Source organism: Aestuariivirga sp., assembly GCF_044239095.1.
Classification (GTDB): Bacteria; Pseudomonadota; Alphaproteobacteria; order Rhizobiales; family Aestuariivirgaceae; genus Aestuariivirga.
The window spans coordinates 1-17,271 of sequence record NZ_JBIICB010000064.1 but is presented as its reverse complement, the minus strand read 5'-3'; the positions used below and the strand labels follow the sequence as shown (position 1 = coordinate 17,271).

23 protein-coding genes are annotated in these 17,271 nt (G+C 62.2%); 13 read left to right on the top strand and 10 right to left on the bottom strand.

What is annotated here, in order from left to right:
* Positions 1 to 272, top strand: a 272-nt coding sequence (locus ACILRA_RS08290) for a transglycosylase SLT domain-containing protein (RefSeq protein WP_395661629.1), incomplete at its 5' end; no start/stop codon positions are given.
* A gap of 20 nt (positions 273 to 292) precedes the next feature.
* Here the strand turns inward: ACILRA_RS08290 and ACILRA_RS08285 are convergent.
* The 3 genes from ACILRA_RS08285 to rplU all read right to left on the bottom strand — a co-directional run bounded on the left by ACILRA_RS08285 (position 293) and on the right by rplU (position 1,529).
* Positions 293 to 814 carry a GNAT family N-acetyltransferase gene (locus ACILRA_RS08285; protein WP_395661628.1) on the bottom strand — a complete coding sequence of 174 codons (522 nt, stop codon included), beginning with the start codon at positions 812 to 814 and terminating at the stop codon, positions 293 to 295.
* A 108-nt stretch (positions 815 to 922) separates the two neighbouring features.
* On the bottom strand, positions 923 to 1,189 hold the full coding sequence (gene rpmA, locus ACILRA_RS08280) for a 50S ribosomal protein L27 (protein WP_395661627.1): 267 nt from the start codon (positions 1,187 to 1,189) through the stop codon (positions 923 to 925).
* 28 nt (positions 1,190 to 1,217) lie between these two features.
* Positions 1,218 to 1,529 carry a 50S ribosomal protein L21 gene (gene rplU, locus ACILRA_RS08275; protein WP_395661626.1) on the bottom strand — a complete coding sequence of 104 codons (312 nt, stop codon included), beginning with the start codon at positions 1,527 to 1,529 and terminating at the stop codon, positions 1,218 to 1,220.
* 288 nt (positions 1,530 to 1,817) lie between these two features.
* On the opposite strand from rplU, the gene ACILRA_RS08270 reads away from it, so the two are divergent.
* Both ACILRA_RS08270 and ACILRA_RS08265 read left to right on the top strand, forming a co-directional pair.
* A complete protein-coding gene (locus ACILRA_RS08270; protein ID WP_395661625.1) occupies positions 1,818 to 2,051 on the top strand; it encodes a DUF1902 domain-containing protein in 234 nt (77 codons plus the stop codon).
* Positions 2,048 to 2,242, top strand: coding sequence for a type II toxin-antitoxin system HicA family toxin (locus ACILRA_RS08265; protein ID WP_395661624.1), 195 nt, complete (start codon positions 2,048 to 2,050; stop codon positions 2,240 to 2,242). The genes ACILRA_RS08270 and ACILRA_RS08265 overlap by 4 nt, the downstream gene beginning before the upstream one ends.
* Before the next feature lie 7 nt (positions 2,243 to 2,249).
* Here ACILRA_RS08265 and ACILRA_RS08260 read toward each other — a convergent pair whose 3' ends face one another.
* The 3 genes from ACILRA_RS08260 to ACILRA_RS08250 form a co-directional block, all read right to left on the bottom strand.
* A complete protein-coding gene (locus ACILRA_RS08260) occupies positions 2,250 to 3,065 on the bottom strand; it encodes a hypothetical protein (RefSeq protein WP_395661623.1) in 816 nt (271 codons plus the stop codon).
* A gap of 96 nt (positions 3,066 to 3,161) precedes the next feature.
* Positions 3,162 to 5,138, bottom strand: a complete 1,977-nt coding sequence (locus tag ACILRA_RS08255) for a methylmalonyl-CoA mutase family protein (RefSeq protein WP_395661622.1) — start codon at positions 5,136 to 5,138, stop codon at positions 3,162 to 3,164.
* Between the two features lie 66 nt (positions 5,139 to 5,204).
* Positions 5,205 to 5,504, bottom strand: coding sequence for a hypothetical protein (locus ACILRA_RS08250; RefSeq protein WP_395661621.1), 300 nt, complete (start codon positions 5,502 to 5,504; stop codon positions 5,205 to 5,207).
* Positions 5,505 to 5,721: 217 nt separating this feature from the next.
* Here ACILRA_RS08250 and ccrA point away from each other — a divergent pair, with 217 nt between their 5' ends.
* The 3 genes from ccrA to ACILRA_RS08235 all read left to right on the top strand — a co-directional run bounded on the left by ccrA (position 5,722) and on the right by ACILRA_RS08235 (position 8,058).
* The gene (gene ccrA / locus ACILRA_RS08245; protein ID WP_395661620.1) at positions 5,722 to 7,020 is read left to right on the top strand and encodes a crotonyl-CoA carboxylase/reductase; all 1,299 of its coding nucleotides are present in this window, start codon (positions 5,722 to 5,724) and stop codon (positions 7,018 to 7,020) included.
* A gap of 191 nt (positions 7,021 to 7,211) precedes the next feature.
* Positions 7,212 to 7,382, top strand: a complete 171-nt coding sequence (locus tag ACILRA_RS08240; protein WP_395661619.1) for a hypothetical protein — start codon at positions 7,212 to 7,214, stop codon at positions 7,380 to 7,382.
* 58 nt (positions 7,383 to 7,440) lie between these two features.
* Positions 7,441 to 8,058, top strand: coding sequence for a Fic family protein (locus tag ACILRA_RS08235; RefSeq protein WP_395661618.1), 618 nt, complete (start codon positions 7,441 to 7,443; stop codon positions 8,056 to 8,058).
* Here ACILRA_RS08235 and rlmN read toward each other — a convergent pair.
* The 3 genes from rlmN to ACILRA_RS08220 are packed head-to-tail and all read right to left on the bottom strand — an operon-like array spanning position 8,055 to position 10,555.
* Positions 8,055 to 9,233, bottom strand: coding sequence for a 23S rRNA (adenine(2503)-C(2))-methyltransferase RlmN (gene rlmN / locus ACILRA_RS08230; RefSeq protein ID WP_395661617.1), 1,179 nt, complete (start codon positions 9,231 to 9,233; stop codon positions 8,055 to 8,057). The genes ACILRA_RS08235 and rlmN overlap by 4 nt on opposite strands.
* A 60-nt stretch (positions 9,234 to 9,293) precedes the next feature.
* On the bottom strand, positions 9,294 to 10,034 hold the full coding sequence (locus tag ACILRA_RS08225) for a phosphodiester glycosidase family protein (protein WP_395661616.1): 741 nt from the start codon (positions 10,032 to 10,034) through the stop codon (positions 9,294 to 9,296).
* Positions 10,035 to 10,036: 2 nt separating this feature from the next.
* The gene (locus ACILRA_RS08220; protein ID WP_395661615.1) at positions 10,037 to 10,555 is read right to left on the bottom strand and encodes an invasion associated locus B family protein; all 519 of its coding nucleotides are present in this window, start codon (positions 10,553 to 10,555) and stop codon (positions 10,037 to 10,039) included.
* Positions 10,556 to 10,725: 170 nt separating this feature from the next.
* Between ACILRA_RS08220 and ACILRA_RS08215 the strand changes: the two genes are divergently transcribed.
* The 4 genes from ACILRA_RS08215 (at position 10,726) to ACILRA_RS08200 (ending at position 14,030) form a co-directional block, all read left to right on the top strand.
* Entirely contained in the window at positions 10,726 to 12,393 is a 1,668-nt protein-coding gene (locus ACILRA_RS08215; protein ID WP_395661614.1) for an acyl-CoA dehydrogenase family protein, read from the top strand.
* A gap of 123 nt (positions 12,394 to 12,516) precedes the next feature.
* Positions 12,517 to 13,347: an SDR family oxidoreductase gene (locus ACILRA_RS08210; RefSeq protein ID WP_395661613.1), complete on the top strand. Its 831-nt coding sequence runs from the start codon at positions 12,517 to 12,519 to the stop codon at positions 13,345 to 13,347.
* 91 nt (positions 13,348 to 13,438) lie between these two features.
* Positions 13,439 to 13,621 carry a twin transmembrane helix small protein gene (locus ACILRA_RS08205; RefSeq protein ID WP_395661630.1) on the top strand — a complete coding sequence of 61 codons (183 nt, stop codon included), beginning with the start codon at positions 13,439 to 13,441 and terminating at the stop codon, positions 13,619 to 13,621.
* A gap of 61 nt (positions 13,622 to 13,682) precedes the next feature.
* Positions 13,683 to 14,030 (top strand): YkvA family protein, encoded by a 348-nt coding sequence (locus tag ACILRA_RS08200; protein ID WP_395661612.1) that lies wholly within the window; start codon positions 13,683 to 13,685, stop codon positions 14,028 to 14,030.
* Here ACILRA_RS08200 and ACILRA_RS08195 read toward each other — a convergent pair.
* The gene (locus ACILRA_RS08195; RefSeq protein ID WP_395661611.1) at positions 14,002 to 14,907 is read right to left on the bottom strand and encodes a DMT family transporter; all 906 of its coding nucleotides are present in this window, start codon (positions 14,905 to 14,907) and stop codon (positions 14,002 to 14,004) included. The two genes, ACILRA_RS08200 and ACILRA_RS08195, sit on opposite strands and share 29 nt — an antisense overlap.
* A gap of 61 nt (positions 14,908 to 14,968) precedes the next feature.
* Here ACILRA_RS08195 and ACILRA_RS08190 point away from each other — a divergent pair, with 61 nt between their 5' ends.
* The 3 genes from ACILRA_RS08190 to ACILRA_RS08180 all read left to right on the top strand — a co-directional run.
* Positions 14,969 to 15,679: a tellurite resistance TerB family protein gene (locus tag ACILRA_RS08190; RefSeq protein WP_395661610.1), complete on the top strand. Its 711-nt coding sequence runs from the start codon at positions 14,969 to 14,971 to the stop codon at positions 15,677 to 15,679.
* Positions 15,680 to 15,706: 27 nt separating this feature from the next.
* The gene (locus tag ACILRA_RS08185; RefSeq protein WP_395661609.1) at positions 15,707 to 16,591 is read left to right on the top strand and encodes a YihY/virulence factor BrkB family protein; all 885 of its coding nucleotides are present in this window, start codon (positions 15,707 to 15,709) and stop codon (positions 16,589 to 16,591) included.
* 198 nt (positions 16,592 to 16,789) lie between these two features.
* Positions 16,790 to 17,271, top strand: a 482-nt coding sequence (locus ACILRA_RS08180) for an argininosuccinate synthase domain-containing protein (protein ID WP_395661608.1), incomplete at its 3' end; no start/stop codon positions are given.

Below are 17,271 nucleotides of genomic sequence, written 5' to 3'. Positions count from 1 at the left end.
CGCATGTCGAATCGAACTACAATCCGCGTGTCCGGGGTGCTGCGGGCGAGTACGGTGTCTACCAGCTCAAATGTTCGACCGCGAAGGGCATCGGGTTCACCGGCAATTGCGCCGAACTCCTCGATGCCCGCACCAATGTGAAGTGGGGCCTGAAGCACCTCTCCATCGCCATCGGCAAGTCCAACGGCAACCTCAGGCTCGCCGCCTCGAAGCACAATGGCGGCCTTGATCGCAGAAGCCTCGTGCCTTCTTACGTCGCCAAGGTGTTCTGAGTTCGCGGGGGAGCGGTGGTTCATCGCCGCCGCTCCTTCGCGCCTTTCCAGGCTTCGCGCGTGAGCCTCAACTTCATGTGCGGAACCTCCGCCTGCCGCGCCTTGGAGAAGGCGCTGCCTTCCCCGGTTTCAACGAAGCCCAGCCCCAGCAGAATGCGCCGTGAGGCGGCATTGCCGAGGTGATAGCTCGCGTCCAGCGCATCATGGCCCAGCGTGGCGAAGGCATGGTCCACCACGGCCCGCGCAGCTTCGGTGCCAAAGCCCTGCCCCCAATGGGGCTCCGCCAGCCAGTAGCCAAGTTCGCCTTCGAGTCCGATGACACCGATCAGCGCGTCACTCCGGGTGATTGCAAGGACCAGCGTGTCCTCCGGCTTCTGCCTCAAATAGACGAAGAAGGCGTCTGCATCCTCCGGCCCGTAAGGGTAGGGGATGCGGCCCGTCCAGCGTGACACATTCAGATTGTTCAGCGCAGGGATCAGCGCTTGACGATCCCGCTCCTCGATCGGGCGGAGCGTCAGACGTTCTGTCACAAGCGTGTTCACGGCAGTCTTCCAAACGAAAAGCGGAGAGGTGGTTGCCACCTCTCCGCTTTGAATTTTCAAGCGTGCCGGATCGGTGGATCCGGCGGCTTTATGTCATGAGCCCGCCGGTTACTCAGCCGCGATGGCCGGGATCACGGACACGGTCTGCTTGTCGCCCTTGGTGCGGCGGAAGTTCACGGTGCCGTTCACGACCGCGAAGATCGTGTGGTCGCGGCCAATGCCCACGCCGGTGCCCGGGTGAACCTTGGTGCCGCGCTGGCGGATGATGATGTTGCCAGCAATCACGGACTCGCCGCCGAAAGCCTTGACGCCGAGACGGCGGCCCGCCGTATCGCGCCCGTTGCGGGATGAACCGCCTGCCTTTTTATGAGCCATGGTGTGTTCTCCTAATTCCTGTCAGCGCTTAGGCGCGGATTTCGCGGATGGTCACCGAGGTCAGGTCCTGACGGTGTCCGTTGCGGCGGCGGTAATGCTTGCGGCGGCGCTTCTTGAAGATGATGACGTGGGGCCCACGGTCCTGGGAGGCGATCTCGCCCACCACCGTGGCGCCAGCAACGTGCGGCGCTCCGATGTTGATGGCATCGCCATTGGCGATCATCAGCACCTCGGCGAAATTCACCTGGTCGCCCGGGTTGCCCTCGAGCTTTTCGATCTGGATCTTGTCTCCGGCTGCAACGCGATACTGCTTGCCGCCAGTCTTGATGACTGCGTACATGGTCTTTCTTCCTTCTTGTCCCGCGCCCTTTGGCGGCACCGGTGAACCCGTGGTCCGGTGCGCTTCAAGTGGCTGAAAACTCAGCCGAAATTGGGTTGCCGGAGGCAGCGCAATGCGCGCGGATGGGAAGCTCCCTGCCGCGCGGTTGGCCGGAGATAGGGGAAAGCGCGAAAAGAGTCAAGGAAACGGCACGCTGCGATGGTCTTTCCGAAACAGCCGGGAATGAAACCCCGGTTTGACTATTCGTCCCTCACCACCTACTTTCCAGGCCGTTCAAGGGGAACACGCATGGCTCTGCTCCTCGTCAAAGCCGCCTTCGACCGGGAAGCCGCCGTCTGGTATGTCTCAGACACGGACGTCCCAGGTCTCGCGACCGAAGCTGCATCTTTTGATGCGCTCTGCGAGAAGGTCCTCGCCATTGCGCCCGAGCTACTTGAACTGAACGGCTGGCAGGACGGCCGCGAAGTCGTCATCGAGATCATCGCCCACGCCACATCGAAAGTCCGGCTCGCCGCTGCATGACGAGCTACACGCCGGATGTCATCACGATGCTTCTGGCGAACGGCTGCCATTTCGTCCGGCATGGCAAGGGCGACCATGACATCTGGTTCTCGCCGGTCACCAAACGCCATTTCGTGGTCGACGCCAAGATCCTCAGCCGCCACACTGCCAACGCGGTCATGAAGCAGGCTGGCATAGTGCACAAGTTCTGAAGCGGACTTACCGTACCATTCGCTCGCCGGGAATCGCGAAGCTGATGTTCTGCCAGAGTTCCGACGCACAACGACGAGCGTAATCTTTTGTAGTTTCCCAACAGTGATTCGTATCGACGAGATCAAGAGCTAGTTGATCGACTAAGCGCAGGGTCAGCTCAAGCAGTTCCTCCTCCTGCCCATACGCCAACGTATTTGTTGAATGGACTTCAGTTGCATTGGCTTGCAGGCAATGAGCCACGTGCTTGTTTCGGAAATCCCTCAAAGACCTGAGCCTTTCCGATACTTCCACCTTGTCAATGTCTCGAATACAGCGCCTGAGTCCACGAAGCGCTTTCCTAGCATCTGTGCGACCTCTTCTCTCTTGGATACGCTCGTTCATTCTGAACTGTGCATTCAATAGGTCTGGGTCAGGATCGGGGTTGAGTAGTCGTGGCTTTATTGCAGTCCGTGACGAGTATCTGTCACAGGCGATGAGCTTCCTAACACGCCTATCACGGATGAGCGCGGCCACAACAGGCAAGCTGGCTCGCTCTTTGCCAGAGTCGTTATCCCATAGGGCGCATAGTCGAATGACCTGATAGCGGAAAAGACACTCTTTGGTGAGATTGAAGGTGTTGGCTGCGAAGGACCGCGGAATCTTGGATGAAACAGTACTCGTATAGAGAAGAATTCGGTTGGACTCATGAACTTGCAGCAGTCCATAGACCTGCTCTGCTACAGTCCGTATCCGTTCCTTCGCAAGGTTAGCGCGCTCTTCAGTAGAGAGTTTCTCAATCCAGCGAGCCACCGCCCTATGCTGCTTTTCGTTGCCTCTTTCCAAGAAACCGTTCCTCCGAGAATCGAGCAGAGAAAAAAGCTAGTGAGGATCTACCACACCGCGTTAGCTAGTCAGTTGGAGAACGCCTTGAACCTAGCCTCACGCCGCCTCTTCCTCCACCCGCTTCTCGATCAGCGTCACGAGGTCATCCATGATGCGGTTCATGTCGAAGTCCTTTGGCGTATAAACCGCGGCGACGCCCAGCTGCTTCAGCACGTTGACGTCGTCCTGCGGGATGATGCCGCCAGCCACCACCGGAACAGACAGGCCGGCGGCGCGCAGGCGCTGCATGACGTCTCGGATGAGGGGCACGTGCGAACCTGACAGGATGGAGAGGCCGAGGATGTGGACTTGGCGTTCCTGCACCGTCTTCACCAGCTGCTCAGGCGTCACGCGGATGCCGTCATAGATCACCTCGAGGCCGGTATCTGCCGCGCGGACCGCGATCTGTTCGGCACCGTTCGAATGTCCGTCGAGGCCGGGTTTGCCGACGAGGAAGCGTGGCGTCTCGCCCATGCGCTCGGCCAGTGCCTTCACGCGGGTGCGCAGATCGGCGAGCTGCTCGCTGCTCTGCGCGCGCATGGTAAGGGCCACGCCCGTGGGGGCGCGGTATTCGCCGAAGATCTCACGCAGCGTTCCGCCCCATTCGCCGGTGGTCACGCCCGCCCTCGCGCAGGCAATCGACGGTTCCATGACGTTGCGGCCTTCCTTCGCGGCGCGGGCGAGATCGTCGAGGGCTGCGGCGACGGCCTTCGCGTCGCGTGACGACCGCCAGGCCTTCAGCCGCTCGATCTGCTCATATTCGACGTCGTCCTTCACCGTCATGATGGCATCGCTGCCCGCCGAGAGCGGCGAGGGTTCCGTGGTGGTGAAGGCGTTGACGCCCACGATCTTCGTATCGCCCGTCTCGATGGCGTGAAGCCTCGCGGTGTTGCTCTCGACGAGCTTGCGCTTCATGTAGGCGATGACCTCTTCCGAGGTGCCGCCGCCGAGGCTCTGCACATGCGCCAGTTCGGCGCGCGCCTCTGCCTTCAAGGCCTCGACCTTGGTGCTGATCTCGGCCGAGCCGTCGAAGATGTCACCATAGTCGAGCAAGTCCGTCTCATAGGCCACGATCTGCTGCATGCGCAGCGACCATTGCTGGTCCCAGGGGCGGGGCAGGCCCAGCGCCTCGTTCCAGGCGGGAAGCTGCACGGCGCGGGCGCGGGCATTCTTCGAGAGCACCACGGCCAGCATCTCGATCAGGATGCGGTAGACGTTGTTCTCGGGCTGCTGCTCGGTGAGGCCCAGCGAATTCACCTGCACGCCATAGCGGAATCTGCGGTGCTTTTCCTCCGTGATGCCATAGCGTTCGCGGCCGATCTCGTCCCACAACTCGGTGAAGGCACGCATCTTGCAGAGTTCGGTGATGAAGCGGATGCCGGCATTGACGAAGAAGGAGATGCGGCCGAACACCTCGGGAAACGCATGCTCTGGCACGGCACCGCTTGCCTTCACCCCGTCGAGCACGGCAATCGCCGTGGCGAGCGCATAGGAGAGTTCCTGCACCGGCGTCGCACCCGCCTCCTGCAGGTGATAGGAGCAGACATTCATCGGGTTCCACTTTGGCAGTTCGCGCGTGGAAAAGGCGATCGTGTCGGTGATGAGCCGCAGCGATGGAGCAGGCGGGAAGACGTAGGTCCCGCGCGAGAGATATTCCTTGATGATATCGTTTTGGGTCGTGCCCGAAAGATTGGCGCGGGAGGCACCCTGCTCGTCGGCCACCGCGACATAAAGCGAGAGCAGCCAGGCCGCCGTGGCGTTGATCGTCATCGAGGTGTTCATGGTGGCGAGCGGAATCTGCTCGAAGAGCGTCCGCATGTCGCCAATGTGCGAGACGGGAACACCCACCTTGCCCACCTCGCCGCGCGAGAGCACGTGGTCGGAATCATACCCCGTCTGGGTGGGCAGGTCGAAGGCCACCGACAGGCCCGTCTGCCCCTTGGCGAGGTTGGTACGGTAGAGCTTGTTCGAGTCCGCCGCCGTCGAGTGTCCGGCATAGGTGCGGATAAGCCAGGGTTTGTCGCGATTGATCATGATGGCGGCCATGCTGGCATGGCCCATATTGCACCGCAACTTGGACTTTTGGCGGGTCTGGCGGTTCTACCTGTTCCGCGGCATCAGGAGGATCATGATCAGCGAGGCGAAGACCATGCCGCCGATGGAGATGATCAGCGGACGCTCGATCGAGAACCCCAATGGCAGGCGCACCCCCGCCAGCAATATGTTGGCCCCGATGGCGCCAGCAAGCAGGGCGAGGAAATTGATCACATAGGACAGAATGCCAAGTTGCAGCGTATGCGCCGACAGGAACAGCGTTCCGAGGCCAGCGCAGATTACGCAAATGACGAGCGCATCTGGCGCGACCCCCAGATCTCCCAAGAGACCGATCACCGCAAACATTGGTCCACCTTCGAACTGCCTGGGCGTTGTTCGCCACATTTTTTGACTACACTATTCTGAATGTCTTGATCAAATGTTGCAATTGCTACCATTTACGTGAACGGCCGGGCCGTAGCCGGAACATGGATGGCGGCTCCCCACCCCCTCCTTTTGTTGCGGTGCATTAGGAAAAGGGCTCGTCTATTCTGGGCAGGATCGCCACCAGGGAGACGACGACATGACTTCCGCCGCCGCCAAGGCTTCGACCAGCCCCGCCAATGCCAACCAGCCCGTGAAGGATCTCTACGAGGTAGGTGAGATCCCGCCGCTCGGTCACGTGCCGGCAAAGATGTATGCCTGGTGCATCCGGCAGGAGCGGCACGGCGCGCCCGACACCGCCATGCAGGTCGAGGTCGTCCCAACATGGGAGATCGGCGAGGACGAATGCCTGGTGCTCGTGATGGCCGCCGGGGTCAACTACAACGGCGTCTGGGCGGCCCTCGGCAAGCCCATCTCGCCCATCGACGGCCACAAGAACCCCTTCCACATCGCAGGCTCGGACGCCTCCGGCATCGTCTATGCGGTGGGTTCCAAGGTGAAGCGCTGGAAGGTGGGCGACGAGGTTGTCGTCCACTGCAACCAGGATGACGGCGATGATGAGGAGTGCAACGGCGGCGACCCGATGTTCTCCAACTCCCAGCGCATCTGGGGCTATGAGACGCCGGACGGCTCCTTCGCGCAGTTCACCCGCGTTCAGGCCCGGCAATTGCTGTCGAAGCCCCAGCACCTCAGCTGGGAAGAAGCCTCCTGCTACACGCTGACACTCGCCACCGCCTATCGCATGCTGTTCGGCCACAAGCCGCATGTGCTGGGGGCAGGGCAGAACGTGCTGGTGTGGGGCGCCTCCGGCGGCCTGGGCTCCATGGCGATACAGCTTATCGCCACCACAGGCGCCAATGCCATCGGCGTCATCTCGGATGACGACAAGGCGGATTTCGTCATGCAACTGGGCGCCAAGGGCGTCATCAACCGCAAGAAATTCAACTGCTGGGGTCAGATGCCCACGGTCGGAACACCCGAATACAATGACTGGCTCAAGGGTGCGCGCGAGTTCGGCAAGGCCATCTGGCACTTCACCGGCAAGGGCAACAATGTCGACATGGTGGTGGAGCATCCGGGCGAGACGACCTTCCCCGTCTCGGTGCTGATGACAAGGCGCGGTGGCATGATTGTCATCTGCGCGGGCACCACCGGCTTCAACCTCACCATGGATGCGCGTTATCTCTGGATGCACCAGAAGCGCGTGCAGGGCTCGCACTTCGCCAACCTGATGCAGGCTTCTGCCGCCAACAAGCTGGTCATGGCGCGCCGTATCGACCCCTGCATGTCGGAGGTCTATTCCTGGGCGGATATCCCGAAGGCCCACATGAAAATGTGGAAGAATGAGCACCGCCCCGGCAACATGGCCGTTCTGGTGTCGTCTCCCACCACGGGCCTGAAGACGATCGACGACGCGATCGAGGCGGCAGCGGAATAGTCCGGGCAGTGTAGGTTACAAGTGATCGTCTGCGTAAGGATTTGAACCAAAGGGATTTTCGTGAGTTAGAAGGTTCACGGCTGGCTGATTGGCTGGAGCGTGAGAGGTTAACGAATTGTTAAAGGTTGACACCGTTAATAGATAATACGAGAAACCATAGAAAAGCAGAAATAGTGCCGGAGGAGGACAGCATGACAAAGCTTAGCATTTCCAAACTCATAGAGATGGCAAAGGCCGTTAAAATGACGGAAGCGCAGCAGGAAGAGCAGCGTCGAAGCTTCGTGTATGGCAACACAGCATTTGAAAATCCTGCAATCACCCGGAAGATGGTGGATGACATAGCTGAGGCTATGCGCGCTTGAATTGAACACCGTAGGGGTATACAAAAGCCACGCTTAGGCGTGGTTTTTTTGGCTCAAGATGGACAACCAGGAAACAGCGAGATTAGAAGCCGAAAACGGGTTTCGGCAGCTCGAGGAAGGGATCGAAGTAATACGATACTATCTGGAACGCGGCAGACCCTTTGCCTTACGCCCTGGACTCATATTGCAATTGCAAAGAACAGCCGTCTTGGGAATTCAACCCAATCCTGGCGAGTGGAGACGGACCCCGGTTAGGATCGAAAAGAGCGCTCACCAACCACCACCTCCCCATTTGGTAGAGGGATTGGTGACCGAGATGTGTGAGTACGTAAATGATAATCTACATACCCGCACAGCCTTTCATCTTGCGGCATATGTGATGTGGAGACATAACTGGATTCATCCATTCGCAGATGGAAACGGTCGAACGAGCAGAGTTTTATCATATATCGTGCTATCTATAGTGGCGGGTTATGTACTCCCGGGTTTCCCAACAATTCCTGAACAGATTCAGAAAAACCGATCTGGATATTTCGCTGCACTTGAAGCCGCTGACAAAGCGTGGACCGATGCTGAGCATCTCGAATTGTCAGAGATGGAAAACTTGCTCACAAATATGCTGGCGACGCAGCTTCTTTCGGTCATAAGCACAGCCTCAGGAAAGGAACTTTCCTAAATAGTTCGTTCCTTGGCCCTGAGCTTCTGGCTCTCGCTCTTCAGCTGCCCGCAGGCCGCCATGATGTCGCGGCCGCGCGGGGTGCGCACGGGCGAGGCATAGCCCGCACGGTTCAGGATCTCGGCGAAGGTCTCGATCGTGTCCCAGCCGGAGCACTCATATTGCGTGCCGGGCCACGGGTTGAAGGGAATGAGGTTCACCTTGGCCGGAATGCCTTTCAGCAGCTGAACCAGGCGCTTGGCATCGGCCGCCGTGTCATTCACGTCCTTCAGCATCACATATTCGAAGGTGATGCGCCGCGCGTTGGAAAGCCCGGGATATTTCCGGCAAGCCTCCAGCAGCTCCTTGATCGGATATTTCTTGTTGAGCGGCACCAGCTTGTCGCGGATCTCGTCCGTCGTGCCATGCAGCGAGATCGCCAGCATGGTGCCGATCTCCTCGCCAGCCCGCGGGATCTCCGGCACAACGCCGGAGGTCGACAGCGTGATGCGCCGCTTCGACAGCGAGATGCCCTCGCCGTCGGACACGATCTCCATCGCATCCTTCACATTGTCGAAATTATAGAGCGGCTCGCCCATGCCCATCAGCACCACATTGGTAAGGTAGCGCCCGCCGAGTGGCGGCGAGGGATTGGCCTCGATGTCGCCTGGCCAGTCCTTGATGCGGTCGCGCGCCGTCATCACCTGCGCGACGATCTCACCCGCGGTGAGGTTGCGCACCAGCTTCTGCGTGCCAGTGTGGCAGAAGCTGCAGGTCAGCGTGCAGCCCACCTGGGAGGAGATGCACAGCGTGCCACGGTCCTCCTCGGGGATATAGACCATCTCCACCTCATGGCGGGCGCCGCGCTCGTCGGGCGACAGACGCAGCAGCCACTTGCGCGTGCCGTCGTTGGAGGTCTGCTCGGTCACGATATCGGGCCGCCCGATCACGAACGCCTCGTCGAGGCGCTGGCGCAGCTCCTTGGCGATGTTGGTCATCTCCGCGAAGGACAGCACACCGCGATGGTAGAGCCAGTGCCAAATCTGGCCCGCCCGCATGCGCCGCTGCTTCTCCGGAACGCCGACGCGCCCCATGGCATCCGCCAGCGCCTCCCGCGTCATGCCGATGAGCGAAGGGCGGGGGTCGTTGGCAATATAGCGCGGGGCAGGTTCCGCGGTTTTCAACAGCGTGGTCATGGCGGGGCCCCATAGCACGAAACCGGGCTGAAATGCGAGTGAGCCTGCAAGATGGGTGGCTCAGCGTTCCTTTACCAGCGCCACGATGGGCCCCAGCGAAAAGAACCCGTCGCTGCGGGAGAGTTCCTCGGCATGGAGGCTCGAAATCGACCCGTCGAGGAACAGGGCATTCTGACAGCCGAGATGGTCACGGAACAGCCGCGCGAAGCTGTGGAAATTGACGCTCCCCTCGCTGATCGCGAAGACCAGCGTGTGGGGGTCTGGCGATCCAACCCCGTTCCGCCGCAGGTATGAGGTGCCGTTCCGTGAGAATTTCGGGTGGATATCGCCGTCGATCACCAGCATGGGCCCGGACTGGCTGGCATAGCGCGGGGAAAGCCCGGCGGCGAGAAAGGCCTCCGTCTCCATCACGCCGCCCCGGTTCCCGTCGATGAAGAACATGCCGTTGGGCTTCAGGTGGAAATTGCCCGGACCGTCGCGCCGGTTGGCCTTCTTGAAGCGCCGCCCCTCCTCGACATAGAGCCCGATCGGCTTCAGGTCCTCGCCATACATGCCGGCATTCATCGCGAAGACGAGTTCCAGGCCCTGCTCGTGCAGCGCCGCCTTGAGTGCCCTGAAGGATCCATAAGGTTCGCCCGCAGGATCGAGGCTGAACAGCTTCAGCTTCTCCTTGCGGAGGTCGAAACGGCAGACCGTGTAGTCGTTGTCCTCGAAGCGGTCCGGCACGCAACCTGCCTCCGCAAGGCTGGCGCCCCAGGTGAGGATGCCCAGCACGAGCCAGAGACAGGCCCAGCCGCGCATGGTCAGTTGCAGGCCTTGTCGATGGCGTCGAGTGCCGCCGAGATGCCGATCAGGGAATAGGTATCGACCGTGCGGGTGCCACGCCAGGAGGTGCCCTCGATCTTGAGCGACTTGCCCGCCTTCATCGCGGCCACGACCTTCTTGTCGCTGCCCGTGTCGACCCAGGCGGTGTCGCCCTTGGAGAACATCTCGTAGTTCTGCTCGTCGATCGACAGCTTCACGATCTGTCCCTCCTTGAAGGGATAGCCGATGATGGTCGAGACCTCGCCCTTCACCGGCGGCTTGCGCCCCGGCATGTGGGTGACGAGGAAGAAGGCCGGGTCGCGCTTGGCGTTCTTGGGCTCGCTCGCCTTCGGCGTCGATGAAATATAACACACCTTGCTGTCCGCCGCGTCATAGCTGTAGGCCAGCCAGTCGTCGAAGACGCCGATCTGCTTGGGTTCGGTATCGGCCTGAGCAATGCCCGAAAGAACCACGAGGAGGGTGAGCGCAATGGCGCCCGTCTGCTGCTTCTGAATCATGCTCTCAACCTTAATCCGGACTGTGCCAAAAATCCAAGGAGCGCAATTGGGGGAGGATTCCGGCTCAATTTTGGCGGTCCTTGCCGCTTTGCCGCATTGGCCACATGGCTTATTGCAGCGCGGTAGCCGGAAGGATACCGTCGGTCATCGGATTGCGAAGGAAAGACACCATGGCAGCGGTAGAAAGCGAAGCTATTCCAACTATTTGCATCGCTCACTTGGACAGCCATCTGGACCAGGCGGCAAGCGTTGCGGAGTCCCTTCTCGTCAAGGCCAAGGCGCGCATGGCCCAACGCGTCATGCCCGGTGGCCGGATCGATTCGAAGCGGCTGGATGCAGAGCAGCACGCCGCCCACGGCCTTGCCTGGCTCGCCACCTATGCGGCCACGCTGCGCGAGCTGGCCTCCTTCAGCGCCCGGCTGGAGGCAGACGGCAAGCTTGGCGAAACCGAGCAACTCACGCTTCAGATCGCCGCCGGCGAGTATCTGAATCACCTGGCGGGCGGCATTCCCATGAACCAGGTTGAATTCGTCCGCCTGACCGATCTCGGCCTGCCGCGCAGTGAAACCGCGGTCCTCCATGACCTCGTGCTTCTCGACCGCGGCAACACGCCGGAGGCGCGCAAGCGCCTCGTCGAGCTTTTCACCGATGGCAATTTCGGTTCCTCCGGCCTGGATGAGACCCTCACCGAAATGCGCGAGACGATGCGCCGTTTCGTTGAGACGAAGGTCGCCCCCCACGCCCACCAGTGGCACCTTGAGAATGCCTATGTGCCCATGGAGATCGTCAAGGAACTGGCTGATCTCGGCGTTTTCGCCCTGACCCTGCCCGAGGAGCATGGCGGCCTCGGCCTGTCCAAGGAAGCGATGTGCGTTGTCTCGGAAGAGCTCTCGCGCGGCTGGATCGCGGTGGGCTCGCTCGGCACGCGGGCCGAGATCGCCTGCGAGCTCATCCTCTGCGGCGGCACGCGCGAGCAGAAGGAGACGTGGCTGCCGAAGATCGCCTCAGGCGAAATCCTGCCCGCTGCGGTGTTCACCGAGCCCAATACCGGTTCCGACCTGGGCGCGTTGCGCACCCGCGCGGTGCGGGATGGCGATGTCTACAAGGTCACCGGCAACAAGACCTGGATCACCCACCCCGTGCGCGCCGACGTGATGACGCTGCTCGCCCGCACCAACCCGGACGAGACGGGCTACAAGGGCCTGTCCATGTTCCTCGCGGAGAAGCCGCGCGGCACGGATGACAATCCCTTTCCGGCGAAGGGCATGTCGGGCGGCGAGATCGAGGTGCTGGGCTATCGCGGCATGAAGGAATACGAAATCCGCTTCGAGGATTTCGAGGTCAAGGCTGAGAACCTTCTCGGTGGCATCGAGGGCCAGGGCTTCAAGCAGCTGATGCAGACCTTCGAGGCGGCCCGCATCCAGACTGCGGCGCGTGCTGTCGGCGTTGCCCAGAATGCGCTTGATCTCGGTCTCAGATATGCGCGGGAGCGCGCGCAGTTCGGCCAGCCCATCCTCGCTTATCCCCGCATCGCCGACAAGCTGGCGCTGATGGCGGCGGAGGTGATGGCCACGCGCCAGCTCACCCTGTTTGCCGCGCGCGAGAAGGATGCCGGCCGCCGCTGCGACCTCGAGGCCGGCATGTCGAAGCTGCTGGGCGCCCGCGTCGCCTGGACCGCAGCCGACAATGCGCTGCAGATCCATGGCGGCAACGGCTTCGCGCTGGAATACCAGATCAGCCGGGTGCTGTGTGACGCGCGCATCCTGAACATCTTCGAGGGCGCCGCTGAAATCCAGGCGCAGGTCATGGCGCGGCGTCTGCTGGAGGGCGTCAACTGATCGCCGGAAAACGCATGACCGGAACGGGCACGTGCCGGTGATGCGCTCGATCATGTTCCACTTCGGTGCGTGCCGGGATAAGAGGGGTCCTTCAATCTGCGGGCGAAGGAGGCCTTGTCTTCCATGGCAAGAACGATTCTGATCACCGGCTGTTCCACCGGCATCGGCTGGCATTGTGCGCTGGGCATGAAGGCCCGCGGCTGGCGCGTCTTCGCCACGGCGCGCAGGCCTGAGGACCTCGCAAGGCTGGAAGCAGAAGGTGTCGAGTCGCTGTTCCTTGACTATGCCGATGCAGCGTCGGTCTCCGCCTGTGCGGCCGAAGTGGCAAGCCGCACGGGCGGCAGGCTCGATGCGCTGTTCAACAACGGCGCCTATGGACAGCCCGGAGCGGTCGAAGACCTGCGGCGCGAGGTGCTGGAAGCGCAGTTCGCCGCCAATGTCTTCGGCTGGCACCAGCTGACGCGCGCGTGCCTGCCGCTGATGCGCGCCAATGGCGGCGGCCGGATCGTCCAGTGCTCATCCGTCCTCGGCCTCGTGGCCCTCAAGTGGCGCGGCGCCTATAATGCCTCCAAATTCGCCATCGAGGCGCTTTCCGACACGATGCGGCTGGAGCTTCGCGGCACCGGCATCCACGTCTGCCTGATCGAACCCGGCCCCATCACCAGCAAGTTCGTTGAAACCTCGCTCAGGAACTTCGAGGCGAACATCGACGAGGCCAGTTCGCATTACAAGGACGCCTACGCCGGGCAGCGGGCCAGGCTGGGGCGCGGCGGCTCGGCGCGCTACAAGCTTGGCCCGGAAGCGGTGCTCGACAGCCTGATCCACGCGGTCGAGTCCGGCAGGCCGCGCGCCCGCTATTTCGTGACGAAGCCCACCTATTATATGGCCCTGGCCCGCCGCATCCTGCCGCAGCGTATCCTTGACCATGTCCTGGACAAGGCCTCGGACCAGTAGCACCTGCGCGCCCGGCGCATCTTGACGGGAAACCGCCCCCGGCCCATGGGTCTGGCTGGATTCAACTTCCGTTTTTCCGGAGCGTCAATTGATTATCGACTATCTCGGCTACATCGCGGTGGGTGCGGTGTTCGTGGTCCTTCTGCTGGGGCTGTTCAACATGTTCCGCGGCGGCTCGGCCAACACCTCCCAGAAGCTCATGCGCTGGCGTGTCGGGCTGCAGTTCCTGGCGATCATCGTCCTCATGCTGAGCCTCTACCTGTCGCAGCGCTGAGGCTTGAAGGACGCCATCCGGCTCCCTATCTCTCATCCCTTCGCAACTGGAGGCTGTTGCCATGGTGCTGACCCGTGATGAAGCGATGGTGAAGGAGAAATTCCTTCCCAAGCTGGCCCGTGTGCTGGCGCGGGTGCCTTTCGCGGAGGACCTGCTCGCCGCCTATTTCTGCGCCTTCGACCGCGCCACCCCGGCGCGGGCCAAAGGCATTCTGATCGGCGCGCTCGCCTATTTCATCCTGCCGGTCGACCTCATGCCGGACATGGCGCTCGGCCTCGGCTTTACCGATGATCTCGCGGTGCTGATCGCGGCCTTCAAGGTGGTGAGCATTCACCTGACCGAGGCGCACCGCCAGCGCGCGCGCGAGGCGCTTGACCGCCTCAGGGCGGGGGAACGCGTTTCCGCGTGACGATCAGCACGGCTGCGGCACAGACCGCCATGCCGGCGATCTGGACGAGCACCAGCGTCTCGCCGAACAGGACATAGGCCATCAGCGCCGAGACGCCCGGCACAAGGAAGATGAGGCTCGACACCCGCCCGACATCGCCCAGCCTGATCATCAACATCAGCAGCGTGATGGCGCCGAGCGACAGCACGATCACCGACCAACCGAGCGCGAACCAAGCCTGGAAACTCCCGTCGAAGCGCAGATCCTCCATAAGGAGCGCCGGGATGAGCACGGCAAGGCTCGCCCCCACATATTGCCAGGCGCCGCCGCTCGCTAAGTTCAGGGCGGTGGCGAACCGCTTCTGGTACACCGTGCCGAAGGAGATCGACAGCGCACCCAGAAGGTTGACGGCGGTGGTGAGCGGCGTGATGCCCTCCGCCAGCCCCGGCCCCAGTTCGAGCTTCGGCGACACGACCAGCGCCACGCCGAGGATGCCCACGGCCAGCCCCGCCCAATGGCGGAGCGAGATCCTTTCCTGCACCATGGCAGCTGCGATGATTGCAGTCATCAGCGGCTGCAGCCCGACGATCAGGGCCGAAACGCCCGCCGGCATGCCATGCGCCACCGCCCAATAGACGGGTCCCAGATAGCCGCCATGCAGGAAGGCGCCAGCCACGCTGGCATGAAACGCCTGCCTGGCGCCCGGCCAGGGCGCAGCGATCGCCAGCGCGATCAGCGCGAACAGCACGCCCGCGATCGGGAATCGGATCCCCAGGAAGGTGAGGGGGTCCGCATGGGGTGCTGAAAGCCTTGCAACCACGAAGCCCGTTGCCCACATGAGCACAAACACGACGGGAGCCGCGGCGGCAGCCAGGCGGATGGCGGGCGAATCTTTCATGACGCAGGCCATTTGCCCCGGTTTCCCCGGCGAAGCGAGCAGACAATGAAGGGGAGCAGGCATGTTTGATCCACAAAAGTTGCTGGAACAGTTTCTGGGTGGCGGCAAGCCGCAGGACGGGCAGCAGAATTCCGGCCAGAAGCCCGGACTGACGCCGGATTTCATGAAGGGCCTCGCCACTGGCGGTGTGGCGGGCGGCCTCGCCGGCGTGCTGCTCGGCGGCAAGACGTCCAAGAAATTGGCCAAGGGTGCGCTCAAGGTCGGCGGTACCGCCGCGCTGGCCGGCCTCGCCTACAAGGCCTACACCCAGTGGCAGGCCTCAAAGAGCCAGGCGCCGCAGGCTGAGGCCCCGCCCATGAAGGACATCACGCCCAGGCCCGAGGGCACCGCCTTCCTGCCGTCCATCACGCAGCAGCGTGACAGCATGAGCCTCGCCATCCTGAGGGCCATGATCTCCGCTGCCAAGGCAGACGGCCACATCGATGCGGAGGAGCAGCGCCGGATCTTCGGCAAGCTCGATGAACTGGGTCTCGACACCGAGGAGAAGGCCTTCGTCATCGACGAGTTGCGCAGGCCGCTCGACATCGACGCCGTTGTGGCCTCAGCCGCGACCCCCGAACTCGCAGTCGAAATCTACGCCGCCTCCGTCCTGGCAATCGACCCTGATGATCCTGCGGAACAAGCCTATCTCGCCATGCTCGCCTCGCGGCTGAAGCTCGATCCGGGCCTCAAGATGGCGGTGGAGCGGGAAGCGGCAAAGACGGTGGCCTGACAAGGGCTGTTGCGTTATTGAGCGCACATGACGGGCAAGACAGAGGATGAAGGGCCCAGCATCGGTGCACTCGCCCGCGAGAGCTTCTACCGGCTTTTCGCGGACGAGGCCATTCCGCTCGCGGGCAATATCGCCTTTCGAACGGTCTTCTCCGTCTTTCCGTTCCTGATCTTCCTTACGGCGCTTGCCGGCTTCTTCGGCAATGACGACCTGGCCGAGGGTGTTGTCACCTTCCTGCTCAGCGTGGCACCCGCGGAACTCGTGAAACCGCTGGTTCCCGAGATCCGTTCCATCCTGACGGTGCCCCGCACCGGCCTTCTCTCGCTGTCGGCGCTCATCACCATCTGGAGCGCCATGGGCGGGGTGGACAGCGTTCGCGTGGGCCTGAACCGCGCCTATGACATCCGCGAGACGCGCAGTGCCCTGTGGCTCTATTTCCAGAACATCCTGTTCGTGATCGGTTCCGCCATCTTCCTGCTGATCTTCGCGCTCCTGATCGTCTTCGCGCCGGTGATGATCCAACTGGTCGAGCATCACGCGCCGGCCCTGCGCGGTCATCTCGTCACCATCGAGCAGTTGCGCTACCCCATCGCCATCCTGCTGCTGACGCTCGGCGTCCTGTTCTGCCACCGCGTGCTGCCGGCCAAGCCGCGCAACGTGCTTGCCGTGCTGCCGGGCGTCGTGCTCACCGTGGTGGCGTGGGTGGTCATGTCGTCGGCCTTCTCGATCTATCTCGTCAAGTTCAACACCTTCGCCTCAACCTATGCCTCCCTGTCCGGCGTCTTCGCGGCCATGTTCTTCGTCTACATGGCGGCCCTCGTGCTGATCCTCGGCGGCGAGGTCAACCGCGTCCTCGAAGTCCGCCGCCTCATGCGCATGCAGCATTTCCGCACCAGCGGCGGCGAGGTCTAGAACGGCGGGCGGTCAGTTGAGATCAACTCCCAATTCCCGCCGTTCTTCCGGTGATCTCACCTGACCGCCCGCAACGCGCGCGCGCTGGCGGATGCGTCTTCCATTTTTCGTTGGCCTGCCCCAAGGGGACGGCAGTTGCAGGGCAAAGCCCCGGCGTGATAGGTGGCCCCAACCAGTCTTGCAGGGGCCATACGCCAAATGTCGAAGCAGAAAGTGAACAAGGTCGTCCTCGCCTATTCGGGCGGCCTCGATACCTCCATCATCCTCAAGTGGCTGCAGACCGAATATGGCGCCGAAGTCGTCACCTTCACCGCCGATCTGGGCCAGGGTGGCGAACTCGAGCCCGCCCGCAAGAAGGCCGAAATGCTCGGCATCAAGCAGATCTATGTGGAAGACCAGCGCGAGGAATTCATCCGCGATTTCGTCTTCCCGATGTTCCGCGCCAATGCCGTCTATGAGGGTGTCTATCTGCTGGGCACCTCGATCGCCCGTCCGCTCATCGCCAAGCGCCTGATCGAGATTGCGGCGGAGACGGGGGCTGACGCCATTGCCCACGGCGCCACCGGCAAGGGCAATGACCAGGTCCGCTTCGAGCTCACCGCCTATGCCCTGAACCCCGACATCAAGGTCATCGCCCCCTGGCGCGAGTGGAGCTTCAAGAGCCGCACCGACCTGATCGA

Coding starts and splice junctions, on each gene's coding strand:
- rpmA (WP_395661627.1), bottom strand. CDS start 1,189: ATGGCTCATAAAAAGGCAGGCGGTTCATCCCGCAACGGGCGCGATACG.
- rplU (WP_395661626.1), bottom strand. CDS start 1,529: ATGTACGCAGTCATCAAGACTGGCGGCAAGCAGTATCGCGTTGCAGCC.
- ACILRA_RS08270 (WP_395661625.1), top strand. CDS start 1,818: ATGGCTCTGCTCCTCGTCAAAGCCGCCTTCGACCGGGAAGCCGCCGTC.
- ACILRA_RS08265 (WP_395661624.1), top strand. CDS start 2,048: ATGACGAGCTACACGCCGGATGTCATCACGATGCTTCTGGCGAACGGC.
- ACILRA_RS08255 (WP_395661622.1), bottom strand. CDS start 5,138: ATGATCAATCGCGACAAACCCTGGCTTATCCGCACCTATGCCGGACAC.
- ACILRA_RS08250 (WP_395661621.1), bottom strand. CDS start 5,504: ATGTTTGCGGTGATCGGTCTCTTGGGAGATCTGGGGGTCGCGCCAGAT.
- ccrA (WP_395661620.1), top strand. CDS start 5,722: ATGACTTCCGCCGCCGCCAAGGCTTCGACCAGCCCCGCCAATGCCAAC.
- ACILRA_RS08240 (WP_395661619.1), top strand. CDS start 7,212: ATGACAAAGCTTAGCATTTCCAAACTCATAGAGATGGCAAAGGCCGTT.
- ACILRA_RS08235 (WP_395661618.1), top strand. CDS start 7,441: ATGGACAACCAGGAAACAGCGAGATTAGAAGCCGAAAACGGGTTTCGG.
- rlmN (WP_395661617.1), bottom strand. CDS start 9,233: ATGACCACGCTGTTGAAAACCGCGGAACCTGCCCCGCGCTATATTGCC.
- ACILRA_RS08225 (WP_395661616.1), bottom strand. CDS start 10,034: ATGCGCGGCTGGGCCTGTCTCTGGCTCGTGCTGGGCATCCTCACCTGG.
- ACILRA_RS08220 (WP_395661615.1), bottom strand. CDS start 10,555: ATGATTCAGAAGCAGCAGACGGGCGCCATTGCGCTCACCCTCCTCGTG.
- ACILRA_RS08215 (WP_395661614.1), top strand. CDS start 10,726: ATGGCAGCGGTAGAAAGCGAAGCTATTCCAACTATTTGCATCGCTCAC.
- ACILRA_RS08210 (WP_395661613.1), top strand. CDS start 12,517: ATGGCAAGAACGATTCTGATCACCGGCTGTTCCACCGGCATCGGCTGG.
- ACILRA_RS08200 (WP_395661612.1), top strand. CDS start 13,683: ATGGTGCTGACCCGTGATGAAGCGATGGTGAAGGAGAAATTCCTTCCC.
- ACILRA_RS08195 (WP_395661611.1), bottom strand. CDS start 14,907: ATGAAAGATTCGCCCGCCATCCGCCTGGCTGCCGCCGCGGCTCCCGTC.
- ACILRA_RS08190 (WP_395661610.1), top strand. CDS start 14,969: ATGTTTGATCCACAAAAGTTGCTGGAACAGTTTCTGGGTGGCGGCAAG.
- ACILRA_RS08185 (WP_395661609.1), top strand. CDS start 15,707: ATGACGGGCAAGACAGAGGATGAAGGGCCCAGCATCGGTGCACTCGCC.